The organism is Dyella terrae (genome assembly GCF_004322705.1).
GTDB lineage: Bacteria > Pseudomonadota > Gammaproteobacteria > Xanthomonadales > Rhodanobacteraceae > Dyella_D > Dyella_D terrae.
This window is the reverse complement of record NZ_SIZZ01000001.1, coordinates 1,808,272-1,823,082: the sequence shown is the minus strand read 5'-3', so window position 1 is coordinate 1,823,082 and position 14,811 is coordinate 1,808,272. Positions and strand designations below refer to the sequence as shown.

Here is a 14,811-nt window from a genome sequence, read left to right as displayed (position 1 = left end):
CGACTAAAACCACTTCGCCCGCCTCAAGCCCACATAGATTCCGCCCACCAGACAGACCACGGTGATCATGATCGCCGGATAGGCCCACGGCTGGCTCAGTTCGGGCATGTGGGTGAAGTTCATGCCGTACCAGCTGGTGATGAGCGTCGGCGCAGCGAGCATGGCGGCCCAGCCGGCGAGCTTCTTCATCACTTCGTTCTGGTTGAAGGTCACCAGCGAGAGGTTGACGTTGATCGCCGCGGCAAGCATTTCGCGCATCGCGCTGATGGATTCATTGACGCGGAAGACGTGGTCGTACACGTCGCGGAAATACGCCCGCAACTCGTCCTGGATCAGGTGCGGGTGCATGCGCACGAGCTGGCTGATGATGTCCTGCAGTGGCGCCACGGCCAGCCGCAAGGTCATCAAGTCACGCTGCATGTCGTACAGGCGACGGACCGTGGCGCGACGGAAGGTGTCCGCGAAGATGTCTTTTTCGAGCTCCTGCAATTCTTCCCGGAACTCGCGCACGATCGGCAGCAAGTTGTCGACGATGAAGTCGAGCACGCCATAGAGGCCATAGCTCGGGCCGAGTGCGAGCAGCTCCGGGGTGTTTTCACAGGCGCGGCGGGCTGGCGCGTAAGAGAGCGAGGCTCCGTGGCGCACGGTTACCAGATAGCGCGGCCCGAGGAAGATATGCGTTTCGCCAAACGCGATGTGGCCGTTGACCAGCTGCGCCGTCTGCACCACGACGAACAATGAGTCGCCGTACGTCTCGATCTTGGTGCGCTGATGGGCGTGCTGGGCATCCTCGATCGCAAGATCATGCAGGTCGAACTCCTCCTGCATCTTCAGCAGCAAGGGCTCATCCGGTTCATGCAGTCCGACCCAGACAAACGTATCTGGCTCCTTCAGGACATCGCTGATCGCATCAAGCGTAATGTCGCCGATACGCTTGCCGTCGCGCATGTTGTAGGCGACGCAGTTGATGACGCCCGACTTACTGTCGGGTGCGGCGGTGGTGATTGTCGTCGGAGCCATGCGCACATGATGCCTAGCGCATCATGGCGGGGCAATTGCAGTGTGACTGGCGTGTGATGGCGACGGTCAGCCGACGCGCCGCAAGCCTCGGCGCAGGCTCCAGGCGAGCGCCAGCCAGACCGGAAGCCCGAACAGCAGCCACGGCTGGTTCTCTTGCACCACACCCGGCAACAAATGGAGGCCGAGCGCAACCAAAAGCGCGATCAACTGCATCGCGATGACGGCATCGATGCGGCGGCTGGCGGCCACGCCGCGGCGCGCGCGCCAGACGGAGGGGATCAGCACGAAGGCCAGCGGGCTGAACATCAGCAGGTTGGCGTTGGCCCAGGCGGAATGGTGCGTGGTGAGCGTCCACAGGATGATCAGCAGCAATCCGACGACACCTGCGGCAACCAGATAGACCGTACCGAGCAGCGCGTAGCCGAGCGGCCAGAAGCGGGCGCATCCAAGGATAAGCAGCGCAAGGATCAGGCCGGCAAGGGCGAGGGTCGGTCGCAGGTCGGGCGCTTGCTCCGGCGGCACGTCGAGGCGATTGGGCGAAAGGATCTCGCCTTCACCTGCGAGGGCACGCTGGCCGCCATGGCCGTCAGCCACCATGACATGGGCGACTTCACGCTGCAGCACCATCGGCAGGAAGCTTTCCTCCCAGGCAGTGAGCGGGCGATCGGCATAGGGGCCGAGGCCCAGATCCAGGACCAGCATCAGCCAGGGCTGCGCGCTCATCAGGCGGGCGGTTTGCTGGCGGTATGTCATGCCGCCGGCACGCGCCTGCATCTGTGCCTTCAGTACGCCACCCAGGGCCTTGTCGAGCGCATCGCGCACGCGCGTGGTGCAGTTGTCGGCGTAGTAGTCGTAGTCGTAGCGCGCGTTCTCGGGCTTGAGGTTCCACAAAAGGAAATCCCGCAGCGCGGCCGTTTGATCGGGCGTCAGGTTGAGCACCTGACGGGTGATCGAGCGGCCGGATTCACGGTAGTAGCGCTGGTCGGATTCGCTGTAACCGGCATCCATCAGGTAATGCATGCGGCCGCGGGCAAAGTTGAGCAGGAAGCCGCGTTCGTCGAAATCGAAGACGCCGTAGTTGAAGTCGACGGATTCACCGCTGACGGTGTCGCGCACCTGGATCGCATCGTGGCCGAAGCGTTCCCAATAGGTTTCGCCGGGTCCGTAGGTGATCAGCGACACTTCGAGATTGGCGCCGGGTGCGTTCGACACGCTTGCATGTGCGATGGACGCCCATCCCAGGAAAAGGGTGAGGACGCAGCACAGTCGGGCAATCAGGCGCATGGACGGTTCCGGCAAGGCAATGGCGGGAACTGTAGCGGGGCCAGGTCGGGGTGAGAAGTTTTGAGGATCAGGCTCGTTCCCGCAGGGGGAACGAGCCGTGGGCTATTCCGCCGCCAGACGGCTCACGCGGAATTCCTGGACGCGACGATCGTCGGCCTCGGTGACGTGGAACAGGTAGTCGCCAATGGCGATTTCCTCGCCGACCTCCGGCAAATGACCGAACTCGGAGGTGGCCATGCCACCCACCGTGTCGAACTCCTCGTCGGAGAAGCTGGAGCCACTTTGTTCGTTGAAGTCGGCGATCGGCGTCAGCGCGCTGACCAGCCAGCCGCCGCCGGCTTGTTCGTGCATCAGCTCCGGCTCTACCTCGTCGTCATGCTCGTCGTCGATCTCGCCGACGATCTGTTCGAGCACGTCCTCGATGGTTATGAGGCCTGCGACGCCACCGTACTCATCCACCACCAGCGCCATGTGGTTGCGGGTGTGGCGGAACTCGGCCAGCAGCACGTTGAGGCGCATGGCCTCGGGGATGAGCACGGCAGGGCGCAGGATGCTGCCGATGCTGAAAGGCTCGTCGTTGCCGACGAATCGCAGCAGATCCTTGGCCAGCAGGATGCCAAGGATCTCGTCCTTGTCGTCGCCGTGCACGGGGAAGCGGGAGTGGCCGGATTCCACGACGGTGTCGAGGATCTCGCGCAGGGGGGCGTCGGCCGAAAGCATCACGATCTGCGCGCGCGGGACCATGACATCGTCCACGCTCAGTTCGGTGACCTTGATGGCACCCTCGACCATGGTCAGGGTGTCGTTGGACATCAGGCCGTTGGCCTGTGCCGTGCGCAGCTCTTCAATGAGCTCCTGGCGATTGCGCGGTTCGCCGGAAAACAGGTGGCCCAGTCGATCCCACCACTTGCGGTGAGCCGGGCCGCTGGTACTGCCAGGGTCCTCGTTCATTACTCTTGCGGATGCTGCCCGGAGACGGGCGGAAAGGTCAGTCTAGCCGAAATCTTGTGACAATTCAGGATCTAAGGCTGGGACAAGGTCTCGGGCGGTTGTGCAGAAGCCCTTCACGGGCTTCGCCGGGCACCCGCGCCACCTTGTCCGTCAGTGCTCCTGATACGGATCGGCGATCCCCAGGCCCGCCAGCACGCGGGTCTCCAGTGCCTCCATTTTTTCCGCCTCGTCGTCTTCGATGTGGTCGTAGCCGAGGAGGTGGAGCACGCCATGGACGGTCATGTGAGCCCAATGGTCGCGGGGCTTTTTGCCCTGTTCGACGGCCTCGCGGGCAACGACCGGCGCGCAGATGGCGAGGTCGCCGATCAGGGGAAGCTTCACCCCCGGCGGCAGTTCGGCGGGGAAGGAGAGCACGTTGGTGGCGTAGTCCTTGCCGCGGTAGTCACGGTTGAGGGCCTGGCCTTCCCCGGCATCGACGATGCGGATCGAGAGTTCGGTGGCCTTGCGCCGGCGCGCGCCATGCAAGGCCGCCTCAACCCACTGCCGGAAGCTGGCGGCCGAGGGCACGCCGGCGCGGGGTGCGCCATAGCCTACGGTCAGCTGGAGCTCGGGGGCTTCGCGGCTCACCGCTGTTCCTCGCTGGCCTGCTCGAAGGCCTCGTAGGCGCGGACGATCTTGGCCACCAGCGGGTGGCGAACCACGTCACGCGAGGTGAAGAACGTAAAGCTGATGCCGTCGACGCCACGCAGCACTTCGATGGCATGGCGCAGGCCCGAGCGCACATGGCGGGGCAGGTCGATCTGGCTGACGTCGCCGGTGATCACGGCCACCGAGCCGAAGCCGATGCGGGTGAGGAACATCTTCATCTGCTCAACAGTGGTGTTCTGGGCTTCATCGAGGATGACGTAGGAGTCGTTGAGCGTTCGGCCGCGCATATAAGCCAGCGGCGCGATCTCGATGACGTTGCGCTCGATCAGCTTGGCGACTTTTTCGAAGCCGAGCATTTCGTAAAGCGCGTCGTAGAGCGGGCGCAGGTAGGGGTCGACTTTTTGCGACAGGTCACCCGGCAGGAAGCCAAGCTTCTCGCCGGCTTCGACGGCGGGGCGCACCAGCAGCAAGCGCTGGACGCGGTTGGCTTCCAGTGCTTCGACGGCGCTGGCGACGGCAAGATACGTCTTGCCGGTACCGGCGGGGCCGACGCCGAAGTTGATGTCATGCGACGTAATGGCATGCAGGTAGCGCGCCTGGTTTGGGCCGCGGCCCTTGATCACGCCGCGCTTGACCTTGATCACCACCTCTTGCGCGCCTTCAGCGGCTTCGGCGGTGATGGCGTCGATACCGGATTCGGCCAGATGCAGATTGATGCGCGCGCCGGTCAGCGATTCGTTGTCGGTGGTGGCGTAAAGCGCCTGCAGGACCTTTTCGGCGGCCCGCGTGGCCGCCTCCTCGCCGATCACCTGGAACAGGTTGCCGCGATGGTTCAGTTCCACGCCCAGGCGCAGTTCGATCTGCCGCAGATGTTCGTCAAAGGGGCCGCAGAGGTTGGCGAGGCGGGCGTTGTCTTCGGGTTCTAGCGCGAAGTCGCGCTGATTGAGCTCAGTCATAGGCGCGCGAGAGTAGCGCGGGCGATGTGTAGGCGGCTACTTCCCGTTTCATCCGCCGTGGATGGGGTGGACGCCAATCTCAGGCCCGGAAGCGGCACTTGCGATTAATTAAACAGGTAATTAATTTAAGTTACATGACTTCAGCCAAGACCCCTCGACGCGCCAGCGGCAAGCGTGGCGCCGGACGCCCCGGCCGGGACGAGCCGGACCTGCGGGCGCGCCTGCTGGACGTGGCGATCAATCGCTTTGCCCAGGAAGGCATTGCGGCCACGTCGCTACGGACGATTGCGCAGGAAGCCGGGGTGACGCCGGCCATGCTCCACTACTACTTCGGCGACAAGCAGGCACTCAAACAGGCCCTGATCCAGGAGCGCCTGTTGCCGGCGCTGGCTCCTACCCGTGCGGCGCTGGCGGAGAAGCTCTATCCCGCGGACCTCATCGCCACCTTCGTGGGCGGCATGAGCGAAGTGGTCTCCCGCAATCCGTGGCTTCCGCCGCTTTGGGTGAGGGAAGTCCTCTGCGAAGGCGGCGAACTGCGCGAGATCCTCTTCAGCGAGATCCTCCCGAACCTTCCCCGCATGTTGGCGCAGCGATTCGCGCAGGCGCAGGAAAACGGCCTGCTCAATCGCGCGCTCGATCCGCGTCTGCTGGTCGTGTCGCTCGTCGGCCTGACGCTGTTTCCCGCTGCAGGCGCACCCATCTGGCGACGCGTATTCGAGGCGGACGATCTCGATCCCCAGGCCATGGCCCGGCACACGCTTGCCTTGTTGTCGTCAGGCATCGCCGCTCCAAACGAGGAGTCCTCTCCATGAAGATTCGCCCCTGGACTGCGGTCCTCGCCGTCCTGCTGTTGTCGGCTTGTTCGAAGTCGCCCCCGCAGGCACTTGGCACGCTCGAATTTGATCGGATCACGATGCCTGCTCCGGTCGCCGAGCGGGTCGTCGATATCAGCGTGCGTGAAGGCGACACGGTGAAAGCCGGCCAGCCCCTGCTGAAACTCGATCCTGCGCAGACGCAAGCCAACCTCGCGGCCGCCCAGGCGCAGGCCACGCAACAGCAGGCCGCACTGCTTGAACTGCAAGTGGGGCCGCGCAAGGAGGACATCGCCAAGGCGCGGGCCGATCTGGCTTCCGCGCAAGCGCAGGCGCGTGATGCACGTGCCTACTACCAGCGCTTGCTACCCCTGGAACATGACAATTACGTCGCTGGATCCGACATCGACCGGGCACGCGCCGCCGCAGGAAACGCCGATGGGCAGGTGGCGGCGGCGAAGGCGGCGCTGGATGAACTGCTCAACGGTACGCGTCCGGAACAGATCGCCCAGGGCGAATCCGCGCTGGCTGCCGCGAAGGCACAGGCGCAGGCACAGCAAGTGGTGCTGACCAAACTCGACGTGGTCGCGCCACGCGAAGCTCGCGTCGATAGCCTCCCGTATAAACTCGGAGACCAGGCTCCCATCGGTGCGCCCTTGGTGGTGCTGCTGGCGGGCGATGCTCCCTATGCGCGCATCTATGTGCAGGAACCCATGCGTGCGAGCGTGCATGTTGGCGATCGCATGCGGATCCATGTCGACGGGCGCGACCAGGTGTTCGAAGGCAAGGTGCGCATGATTCGCAGCGAGCCGGACTTCACGCCGTACTACGCACTGATTGGCGACGACGCGCAGCGCTTGAGCTATCTGGCTGAAGTCACGCTTGGCGCCGACGCGGCGCAGCTTCCCGCGGGTTTGCCCATTCGAGCCGAGTTGGTCGGGGGCGGCAAATGAGTGCGGACATGCGCGAGGAGATGGCGATTCGCGCGCGCGGGCTGACCAAGCGTTTCGGTGAGTTCACGGCCGTCGATCATGTCGATCTGCAGGTCCCTGCCAAACACGTCTATGGGTTTCTCGGGCCGAACGGTTCGGGTAAGTCCACCACGATCCGCATGCTTTGCGGCTTGCTGACGCCGACAGAAGGTGACATTGATGTGCTTGGCCTTCGCATCCCGGAGCAGGCCGAACAACTGCGCTCACGCATCGGCTACATGACGCAGAAGTTTTCGCTCTTCGAAGACCTTTCCGTCCGCGAAAACCTGGAATTCATGGCCGCGGTGCAAGGCGTACCCAAGGCGAAGATGAAGGGACGCGTCGACGAACTGATCGAGCAGTACCACTTCAGCGATCGCCAGAAGCAACTCGCCGGCACCATGAGCGGTGGCCAGAAGCAGCGCCTGGCGCTGGCGTGTGCCGTTATCCAGGATCCAGAGTTGCTGTTCCTCGACGAGCCGACCAGCGCGGTCGATCCCGAATCGCGGCGCGACTTCTGGGAAAAGCTGTTCGAACTGGCGGACGCCGGCACCACGCTGCTCGTGTCGACGCACCTGATGGATGAAGCCGAGCGTTGTCATCGGCTGGCCATTCTCAACCATGGCGTCCTCGTCGCGGATGGCACGCCGGCGGAGCTGACTGGCAAGCTCGAGGGGCGCGCGTTCGTCGTGGAAAGCACCGATCCGCGCCGCGTGCAGAAGGCCTTGGTCGATCAGCCAGCCGTGCTTGGTGTGGCGCAGGTGGGCAACGTGCTTCGCGTCCTGATGCAGCCGCAGGAGCAGGGCGACGGCCTGGGTCAGCTCAAGCAGATCATCGGCAAGTCGGGCCTGCAGGCGCAGGTGCAGGCCGCAGAGCCCAATCTGGAAGACGTCTTCGTTGCCGTGACACGGCAGGCCGGACAGCGCGAGGACCAGGCAGCATGAGCTGGCGTCGCCTCTGGGCCATCGTGGTGAAGGAGTTGCGGCAGATGAGCCGCGACCGCGTGACGCTGGCGATGATCGTAGGCATTCCGGTCATCCAGCTGGTGCTGTTCGGGTATGCGATCAACACCAACTTGCGCGGACTGGATGCCGGGATCGTGGATCAGGCCAATACCAGCGGCTCGCGCGCGCTGGTGATGGACATGCTCGCTACGGGCGTCATGTCGCCCCGTTATCACGAGACCACGCCCGAAGCGTTGATGGCGCTGCTTCGACGCGGCGACATCAGCCTGGGCGTGACGATTCCGCCGGACTTCGAGCGACGTCGCATCGACGGCCGTCCCGTTGCGCAGATCCTGGTCGATGGCAGCGACAATGTGGTGCAAAGTGCCGCGGCCCAGCTTGCGCAGGTGCCGGTCAACAGCGCTGCGCCGGACACGCGTTCGCCCATCGTCAGTACGCCGCCCCAGGGCGCGATCAGTATCGTCAGTTTCTATAATCCCCAACGACGTTCTGCTGTGAACATCGTGCCGGGACTGGTAGGCGTCATTCTCACCATGACCATGGTGCTGTTCACCGGCATTGCCATCGTGCGCGAACGCGAGCGCGGCAACATGGAACTGCTGATCGCCACGCCGCTGACCAGTGCGGAACTGATGATCGGCAAAGTGCTGCCGTACATCGCCATTGGCCTGATCCAGGTGTCGGTCATCCTTGCGCTGGGTCGCTGGCTTTTTGACGTGCCGATCAGCGGCAGCCTGCTGGACGTCTATCTGGCAGCCATGTTGCTGATCCTTGCCAACCTCACCCTGGGCCTGCTGATCTCCACGCGCGCGACCTCCCAGTTCCAGGCCATGCAGATGACATTCTTCATCTTCCTGCCATCGATCCTGCTTTCGGGTTTCATGTTCCCGTTCGCGGGCATGCCGCGCGTGGCGCAGTGGATTGCCGAGGTGCTTCCGCTCACGCACTTCCTGCGCCTGATTCGCGGCGTAATGCTGCGAGGTGCGGGACTGTGGGAGATGTGGGTGGATGTGCTTGCGCTGGTGGCCTTTACCGCCGTGATGATGACGGCGGCGATCCTGCGGTTCCGCAAGCGGCTAGATTGAGCGGCTGCTGGCGCAGCCTGTGAACGGTAAACAGTAAACGGTAATAGCTGAGGCAGCGAGCACTGGCTCTTACCGTTTACCGTTCACAGGCTGCGCCAGCAGCCGAATTCACAGCGAGCAAAGCGAGCGACTTCACCCCGCTGCGAGGCGGCCGCGCAGGGAATTCGTCATGGCTTCGGTGATCACTACGTCCACGAACTGGCCGATCAACTTCGCTGGCGCGGGGAAGTTCACGAAGCGCATGTTCTCGGTACGGCCGGTCAACTCGTGCTCGTTCTTCTTGCTGACCTTTTCCACCAGCACGCGCTGCACCGAGCCGACCATCGCTTCGTTGATCTGACGCGCGTTGTTGTTGATCGTCGCCTGCAGGCGTTCGAGACGCTGGTGCTTCACCGCCATCGGCGTGTCGTCGGCCAGGTTGGCCGCCGGGGTGCCCGGGCGCGAGGAGAAGATGAAGGAGAAACTCTGGTCGAAGCCGACGTCATCGATCAGCTTCATGGTCTTTTCGAAGTCATCGTCAGTTTCGCCGGGAAAGCCGACGATGAAGTCCGAGGAGACGCAGATGTCCGGGCGCACGGCCCGCAGCTTGCGGATCTTCTGCTTGAACTCGATCGCGGTGTAGCCGCGTTTCATGGCACTGAGAATGCGATCGGAGCCGGCCTGCACCGGCAAGTGCAGGTAGTTGGCCAGCTGCGGCACGTTGGCGTAGGCCTCGATCAGCGAGTCGGAGAACTCCAGCGGATGCGAGGTGGTGAAACGGATGCGGCCGATGCCCTCGATCTGGGCGATGGCATGGATAAGCACGGCAAGATCGGCCACGCCGCCGTCATGCGTGGCGCCGCGGTAGGCGTTCACGTTCTGGCCGAGCAGGTTCACTTCGCGCACGCCCTGGGCGGCCAGCTGAGCGACCTCGACGATGACGTCGTCGAAGGGGCGGCTGATTTCTTCGCCGCGGGTGTAGGGCACCACGCAGTACGAGCAGTACTTGGAGCAGCCTTCCATGATCGACACGAAGGCGGTTGGGCCTTCAGCGCGCGGCTCGGGCAGGCTGTCGAACTTCTCGATTTCCGGGAAGCTGACGTCCACCTGGGCCTTGCCGGTGCTGCGCTTGGCTTCGATCAGTTCCGGCAGGCGATGCAGGGTTTGCGGGCCGAACACCAGGTCCACGTACGGGGCGCGCTTGATGATCGCCTCGCCTTCCTGGGATGCCACGCATCCGCCGACGCCAATCAGGACCGGCTTGCCGCCCTGTTTGTGCTCCTTCCAGCGACCGAGCTGGCTGAACACCTTTTCCTGGGCCTTTTCGCGGATCGAGCAGGTATTGATCAGGATGACATCCGCCTCGGACTCGTCCTGGGTGAGCTCCAGGCCATGGGATGCCTTGAGGACGTCGGCCATCTTGGTCGAGTCGTACTCGTTCATCTGGCAGCCGTGGGTCTTGATGAAAAGCTTGCCGCTCATGGCTTGGTACCGGTGGGAGTCTGAAGGGCGGGAGTCGCCGAACCGCGTAGTTTACGCCGGGGCAGGGCTGGCTGCCACCCGTCTCGCTTGTGGGATCAGGGACTTGCGCAGGTTTGTGGAGGGGCGCCGATTGTTTGTCCGGGCGCACGAATCGGAATGTTTCCGCTTGGCGGCGGCCTGCGCGTGGGCGCACACTCCGCGCCATGTTGGATGCCGTGCGACATGGGGGAAGCGGCGCACCCTCGCGGAGTGGACGCTCCCGGGCCCTTGGAGGCCGGGTGGCGCGCCTGTGCGTCCTGCTCCTGGCGGCGGGTTGGCTTGCTCCTGCGCATGCGGGCGGGCTTTACCGCTGTACCGGGGTATCGGGAGAGGCGGTCTATAGCAGCAGCACCCAGGGCTACCAGAACTGCCAGCGCATGGCCTCGGTGCCGGACGCGCCTGTCCGCCGAAAGGCTGCGCCGGCCTCCTTGCCCGCGAAACCCGCCGCACCCACCGCCTCGCTGGCCTGGGTGAAGGGGAGCGTTACCACCACGGCCCAGCCCGTTCCGCCGGGTCAGCTGGCGTCCACCGCCGAGGTCAGAGGTTCAGCGCAAACCCGTTCGCTCGAAGACAAGGTGCCGGCGGGCAAGGCCGGACAGTGGGCATACAGTGAATCGCGCAAGCCGGATGCGGATGCCGATGCGCAGACCGCCACCGTGTCGGTATCGAGTGGCGACCGCGTCCTTCGTGGCGCGGTCTATCGCGTGGTGCGCGCCGATGGCAGCGTGGAGTACACCAACCTCACGCCAAGCGGTCAGAAGGGACGTACGGTGACCATGTTGTTCACCTACATCTCGACGTGCGTCGCCTGCAATCTTCATTCGCCGATCCACTGGGACAGCGTGCGCCTCAACATGACGGCGTACGCCGACACCATTCGCTCGGCGGCGATGGAGTTTGGCGTGGACGAGGCCTTTCTTCGCGCCATCATCCATGCGGAAAGTGCCTATAACCCGCGCGCACTGTCGATCAAAGGTGCGCAGGGCCTGATGCAGCTGATGCCAGGCACAGCAGGCGACATGGGTGTGCGCGACGCTTTTGATGCTGACCAGAACATCCGCGGCGGCGCGCGTTACCTCGCGTTGCTGCTCAGGAACTTCAAGGGTGACGAGCGCCTGGCGGCGGCGGCCTACAACGCAGGCGCTGGCGCCGTGCAACGGTATAGCGGGGTGCCGCCCTATGCCGAAACCCAGGTTTACGTCGAGCGCGTGGGTACGTTGCGCAAGCGCTACGGTCTGGCCATCCGTCAGCCGACCACCGCCAGCGCCGCGGGTGTCGGAGCGGGACAGGGCTAACTGGCTCGCCGATGGGTGCGTTCACCCATGTGGTTTTTTGACGCAGGTGCTGATGAGGGTGGTGCTTATCTAGCCATCCAGTGAGGCCGTCGGCGTCATGGGTGGCCGCTGCGCCAGAGTGACTTCGGCATGGAACGGCGCGCCATTGCGCAGTCCCGAGACCTCCACCTTGCTGCCGGGCTGAAGCGCGGCCTCGCGACGGCGCAGGTCGGCAGGGTCGACGATGTCGTTGGTGCCGATGCGCAACAGGATGTCATGGGGCTGGAGGCCAGCCTGGGCGGCCGGGCCGCCCGGATAGACGTCGGTTACCTGGGCGCCACGCGCCGCCGCCGGAAGCCCGCTGTCGGCGGCGACCGGCACGAAGGTGTAGTCCACGCCCAGCCAGCCCCGCACGACATGGCCGCTGTCGATGATCTGGTCCAGTACCCGCTTGGCGCTGCCCACGGGGATGGCGAAGCTGATGCCCTCGGCGTTGGCGGCCTTGCCGATCAACAGTGTGTTGATGCCGACAAGCTCGCCGTCGGTATTCACCAGCGCACCGCCGGAATTGCCGAGGTTGATGGCCGCATCCGTCTGGATGAAGTCCTCCGGGCTGGAGCTGCTGAGCTGGCGCCCGATGGCGCTGATGATGCCCATGGTCACCGTCTGGTTGAGTCCCAGGGGGTTTCCGATGGCCAGGACCACGTCGCCCGTGCGGGCCGGGTGGTCCTCGGCCGTCCGGATCACAGGCAGGTTCGGAACGTCGATCTTGAGGACGGCAAGGTCGGTTTCGACGTCGGCGCCGACCAGTTGGGCGCGCGCGACGCGGCCGTCATAGAGCAGGACCTGGATGTCGTCGGCCTTGGCAATCACATGGTTATTGGTGAGCACATAGCCCTGCTGGCTCACGATCACGCCTGAGCCCAGGCTTTGTTCACGCCGCTTGTACAGGGCAGGGCGGCCACCGAAAAGGCGCTGCAGCACGGGGTCGGAATACATCTGCACGCCCTGCTCAGTCACCATCTTGTTGGCGTAGATGTTGACCACCGATGGGGCTGCCTTGCTTACCGCATCGGCGTAGGATGCCGGGCCTGATGCGCGTGAAGGCGCTGTCTGGCTCGATGGCGCGGAGGCCGCCGGGCTGTGGGGCAGCCCCACCGCGGACCGCAGACGATCCCCTACGCCAGGCCAGATAAGGCTGACCACGAAGGCCAACGCCAGCCCAAGGATGACGAAGCGGGCAATGAAGGCAATCGTGCCGGCGGCATGTTTCATGTCGTGGGATGGTCGGTGGCGAGCGGAAGTGGATCGACGCAGGCGCCTGTCCAGTTTTATTGTACGAGGCAGGGGCTGACGCTACACTAACGCGATTTTTGCGGCCCCTAAAGCCGCACCTCAATGGCATGCAATACCGGAGAGCCTGATGGCGAACGAAGTCGTCGATCACGGCCGCCGCCGTTTCCTCACAGCGACCACGGCAGTGGTTGGTGGTGTTGGAGTCGTCGCGGCAGTCGTGCCCTTCATCAAATCGTGGGAGCCCAGTGCGCGGGCTAAGTCCGCTGGCGCGCCGGTCACGGTCGACATCAGCAAAATCGAGGCAGGTCAGAAAGTGACCTACCCGTGGCGCGGTCTCCCGGTGTTCGTGGTCAACCGTACCAAGGAACAGCTGGACGCCCTGCCGAGCCAGGACGGCCGCCTCGTCGACCCCAAGTCGAACGGCAGCTCGGCTGAGCAGCAGCCTGCGTACGCCCAGAACGAAACGCGTTCGATCAAGCCGGAATGGCTGGTCATGGTCGCGCTGTGCACCCATCTGGGTTGCGTGCCGGACTTCGTGCCTGTCATGAAGCCCGAGCCGTTCGATCCGGAATGGAAGGGCGGTTTCTACTGCCCCTGCCACAAGTCGCGCTATGACATGTCGGGCCGCGTGTATGCGGGCGTGCCGGCGCCGAAGAACCTGCTGGTGCCGCCGTACCACTTCGTGGACGACACGCACATCCAGATTGGCGTGGATCCGAAGGAGGCCGGCTGATGGCTAACGTGTTCACGCGCATTGGCGATTGGGTCAACGAACGCGCGCCGAATCTGGCGCCGACCTATCGCAAGCACATGACCGAGTACTACGCACCGAAGAACTTCAATCTTTGGTACTACTTCGGCTCGCTCGCCCTGTTGGTGCTGGTCAACCAGATCGTCACCGGCATCTTCCTCACCATGAACTACAAGACCAGCGCGGCGGAAGCCTTCGCCTCGGTCGAGTACATCATGCGTGACGTGGAGTGGGGCTGGCTGATCCGCTACATGCACTCGACCGGCGCCTCGCTGTTCTTCGTCGTCGTGTTCCTGCACATGTTCCGCGGCCTGATGTACGGCTCCTACCAGAAACCGCGCGAACTCGTGTGGCTGCTGGGCATGCTGATCTTCCTGGTGCTCATGGCCGAAGCCTTCATGGGCTACGTGCTGCCGTGGGGCAACATGTCCTTCTGGGGCGCCAAGGTGATCATCTCGCTGTTCGGCACGGTGCCTTACATCGGCAGCACCCTGGTCGAATGGATCATGGGTGACTACCTGCCGGCGGACGCCACGCTCAACCGCTTCTTCGCGCTGCACGTGATCGCGCTGCCGCTGGTGCTGCTGCTCCTGGTGGTCCTCCACCTGGCCGCACTGCACGAAGTGGGCTCGAACAACCCGGACGGCGTGGAAATCAAGAAGGGTCCGAAGGGCAACCGCTGGGATGCGAACAAGCCGGCTGACGGCATTCCGTTCCATCCGTACTACACGGTGAAGGATCTGTTCGGCGTTGGCTTCTTCCTGATCATCGCCGCCTTCATCATCTTCTTTGCGCCGACCTTCGGTGGCTGGTTCCTCGAGCACGACAACTTCGTGCCGGCGAACAACCTCGTGACGCCGTCGCACATCAAGCCGGTGTGGTACTTCACCCCGTTCTACGCGATTCTCCGCATGATCCCGTCGTTCTTCAGCACGGCGATCTGGGGCGTGATCGGCATGTTCGGCGCCATCGTGCTGCTGTTCCTGATGCCGTGGATCGATGCCGGCAAGGTGCGCTCGATCCGCTACCGCGGCACGGGCTACAAGGTCTCGCTGGGCCTGTTCGTGATCTCCTTCTTCGCCCTCGGTGCCGTCGGCGCCGGCGTGGTGGCGGAACTGATCCCGGCCTGGTTTGGCAACAGCGTTGACGTGACCTTCTGGGAAAACCTGTTCGGTCGCGTGATGACGCTGATCTACTTCGGCTACTTCGTGTTCCTGTGGGTCTACTCCCGCGGCAAGGAAAAGACCAAGCCGGTTCCGGAGCGGGTGGTGTTTGACCATGACTAAGCGACAGACCTT

At 64.0% G+C, this 14,811-nt stretch carries 14 protein-coding genes; 7 read left to right on the top strand and 7 right to left on the bottom strand.

Annotated features, from left to right (window positions below):
• Positions 1-3 precede the first annotated feature (3 nt).
• From EYV96_RS08165 to EYV96_RS08145, 5 genes are all read right to left on the bottom strand, one after another.
• Positions 4-1,020, bottom strand: a complete 1,017-nt coding sequence (locus EYV96_RS08165; RefSeq protein ID WP_131150932.1) for a magnesium and cobalt transport protein CorA — start codon at positions 1,018-1,020, stop codon at positions 4-6.
• 66 nt (positions 1,021-1,086) lie between these two features.
• A complete protein-coding gene (locus EYV96_RS08160) occupies positions 1,087-2,304 on the bottom strand; it encodes a lipoprotein N-acyltransferase Lnb domain-containing protein (RefSeq protein WP_131150931.1) in 1,218 nt (405 codons plus the stop codon).
• A gap of 102 nt (positions 2,305-2,406) precedes the next feature.
• A complete protein-coding gene (locus EYV96_RS08155) occupies positions 2,407-3,255 on the bottom strand; it encodes a CorC family transporter (protein ID WP_131150930.1) in 849 nt (282 codons plus the stop codon).
• 150 nt (positions 3,256-3,405) lie between these two features.
• On the bottom strand, positions 3,406-3,882 hold the full coding sequence (gene ybeY, locus EYV96_RS08150) for an rRNA maturation RNase YbeY (protein WP_131150929.1): 477 nt from the start codon (positions 3,880-3,882) through the stop codon (positions 3,406-3,408).
• A complete protein-coding gene (locus tag EYV96_RS08145) occupies positions 3,879-4,859 on the bottom strand; it encodes a PhoH family protein (protein WP_131150928.1) in 981 nt (326 codons plus the stop codon). Before EYV96_RS08145 ends, ybeY begins: the two co-directional genes overlap by 4 nt.
• A gap of 134 nt (positions 4,860-4,993) precedes the next feature.
• Here EYV96_RS08145 and EYV96_RS08140 point away from each other — a divergent pair, with 134 nt between their 5' ends.
• From EYV96_RS08140 to EYV96_RS08125, 4 genes are read left to right on the top strand one after another with little or no spacing between them, the layout of a single operon-like run.
• Positions 4,994-5,671 carry a TetR/AcrR family transcriptional regulator gene (locus EYV96_RS08140; protein WP_131150927.1) on the top strand — a complete coding sequence of 226 codons (678 nt, stop codon included), beginning with the start codon at positions 4,994-4,996 and terminating at the stop codon, positions 5,669-5,671.
• Positions 5,668-6,624, top strand: coding sequence for an HlyD family secretion protein (locus EYV96_RS08135; RefSeq protein WP_131150926.1), 957 nt, complete (start codon positions 5,668-5,670; stop codon positions 6,622-6,624). Before EYV96_RS08140 ends, EYV96_RS08135 begins: the two co-directional genes overlap by 4 nt.
• A 26-nt stretch (positions 6,625-6,650) precedes the next feature.
• Positions 6,651-7,586, top strand: coding sequence for an ABC transporter ATP-binding protein (locus EYV96_RS08130; RefSeq protein WP_131151548.1), 936 nt, complete (start codon positions 6,651-6,653; stop codon positions 7,584-7,586).
• Positions 7,583-8,692 carry an ABC transporter permease gene (locus EYV96_RS08125; protein ID WP_131150925.1) on the top strand — a complete coding sequence of 370 codons (1,110 nt, stop codon included), beginning with the start codon at positions 7,583-7,585 and terminating at the stop codon, positions 8,690-8,692. The genes EYV96_RS08130 and EYV96_RS08125 overlap by 4 nt, the downstream gene beginning before the upstream one ends.
• Positions 8,693-8,824: 132 nt before the next feature.
• Here EYV96_RS08125 and miaB read toward each other — a convergent pair whose 3' ends face one another.
• Positions 8,825-10,153, bottom strand: a complete 1,329-nt coding sequence (miaB, locus tag EYV96_RS08120) for a tRNA (N6-isopentenyl adenosine(37)-C2)-methylthiotransferase MiaB (RefSeq protein WP_131150924.1) — start codon at positions 10,151-10,153, stop codon at positions 8,825-8,827.
• 278 nt (positions 10,154-10,431) lie between these two features.
• Here miaB and EYV96_RS08115 point away from each other — a divergent pair, with 278 nt between their 5' ends.
• Positions 10,432-11,487, top strand: a complete 1,056-nt coding sequence (locus EYV96_RS08115; protein WP_240732373.1) for a lytic transglycosylase domain-containing protein — start codon at positions 10,432-10,434, stop codon at positions 11,485-11,487.
• Between the two features lie 69 nt (positions 11,488-11,556).
• On the opposite strand, the gene EYV96_RS08110 is transcribed toward EYV96_RS08115, so the two are convergent.
• Positions 11,557-12,741: a S1C family serine protease gene (locus EYV96_RS08110; protein ID WP_131150922.1), complete on the bottom strand. Its 1,185-nt coding sequence runs from the start codon at positions 12,739-12,741 to the stop codon at positions 11,557-11,559.
• A gap of 148 nt (positions 12,742-12,889) precedes the next feature.
• Here EYV96_RS08110 and petA point away from each other — a divergent pair, with 148 nt between their 5' ends.
• Positions 12,890-13,495: a ubiquinol-cytochrome c reductase iron-sulfur subunit gene (petA, locus tag EYV96_RS08105; protein WP_131150921.1), complete on the top strand. Its 606-nt coding sequence runs from the start codon at positions 12,890-12,892 to the stop codon at positions 13,493-13,495.
• Positions 13,495-14,799, top strand: a complete 1,305-nt coding sequence (locus EYV96_RS08100) for a cytochrome b (protein WP_131150920.1) — start codon at positions 13,495-13,497, stop codon at positions 14,797-14,799. Before petA ends, EYV96_RS08100 begins: the two co-directional genes overlap by 1 nt.
• Positions 14,800-14,811 lie beyond the last annotated feature (12 nt).

Coding starts and splice junctions, on each gene's coding strand:
- EYV96_RS08165 (WP_131150932.1), bottom strand. CDS start 1,020: ATGGCTCCGACGACAATCACCACCGCCGCACCCGACAGTAAGTCGGGC.
- EYV96_RS08155 (WP_131150930.1), bottom strand. CDS start 3,255: ATGAACGAGGACCCTGGCAGTACCAGCGGCCCGGCTCACCGCAAGTGG.
- EYV96_RS08110 (WP_131150922.1), bottom strand. CDS start 12,741: ATGAAACATGCCGCCGGCACGATTGCCTTCATTGCCCGCTTCGTCATC.
- EYV96_RS08100 (WP_131150920.1), top strand. CDS start 13,495: ATGGCTAACGTGTTCACGCGCATTGGCGATTGGGTCAACGAACGCGCG.
- EYV96_RS08145 (WP_131150928.1), bottom strand. CDS start 4,859: ATGACTGAGCTCAATCAGCGCGACTTCGCGCTAGAACCCGAAGACAAC.
- miaB (WP_131150924.1), bottom strand. CDS start 10,153: ATGAGCGGCAAGCTTTTCATCAAGACCCACGGCTGCCAGATGAACGAG.
- EYV96_RS08125 (WP_131150925.1), top strand. CDS start 7,583: ATGAGCTGGCGTCGCCTCTGGGCCATCGTGGTGAAGGAGTTGCGGCAG.
- EYV96_RS08140 (WP_131150927.1), top strand. CDS start 4,994: ATGACTTCAGCCAAGACCCCTCGACGCGCCAGCGGCAAGCGTGGCGCC.
- petA (WP_131150921.1), top strand. CDS start 12,890: ATGGCGAACGAAGTCGTCGATCACGGCCGCCGCCGTTTCCTCACAGCG.
- EYV96_RS08160 (WP_131150931.1), bottom strand. CDS start 2,304: ATGCGCCTGATTGCCCGACTGTGCTGCGTCCTCACCCTTTTCCTGGGA.
- EYV96_RS08135 (WP_131150926.1), top strand. CDS start 5,668: ATGAAGATTCGCCCCTGGACTGCGGTCCTCGCCGTCCTGCTGTTGTCG.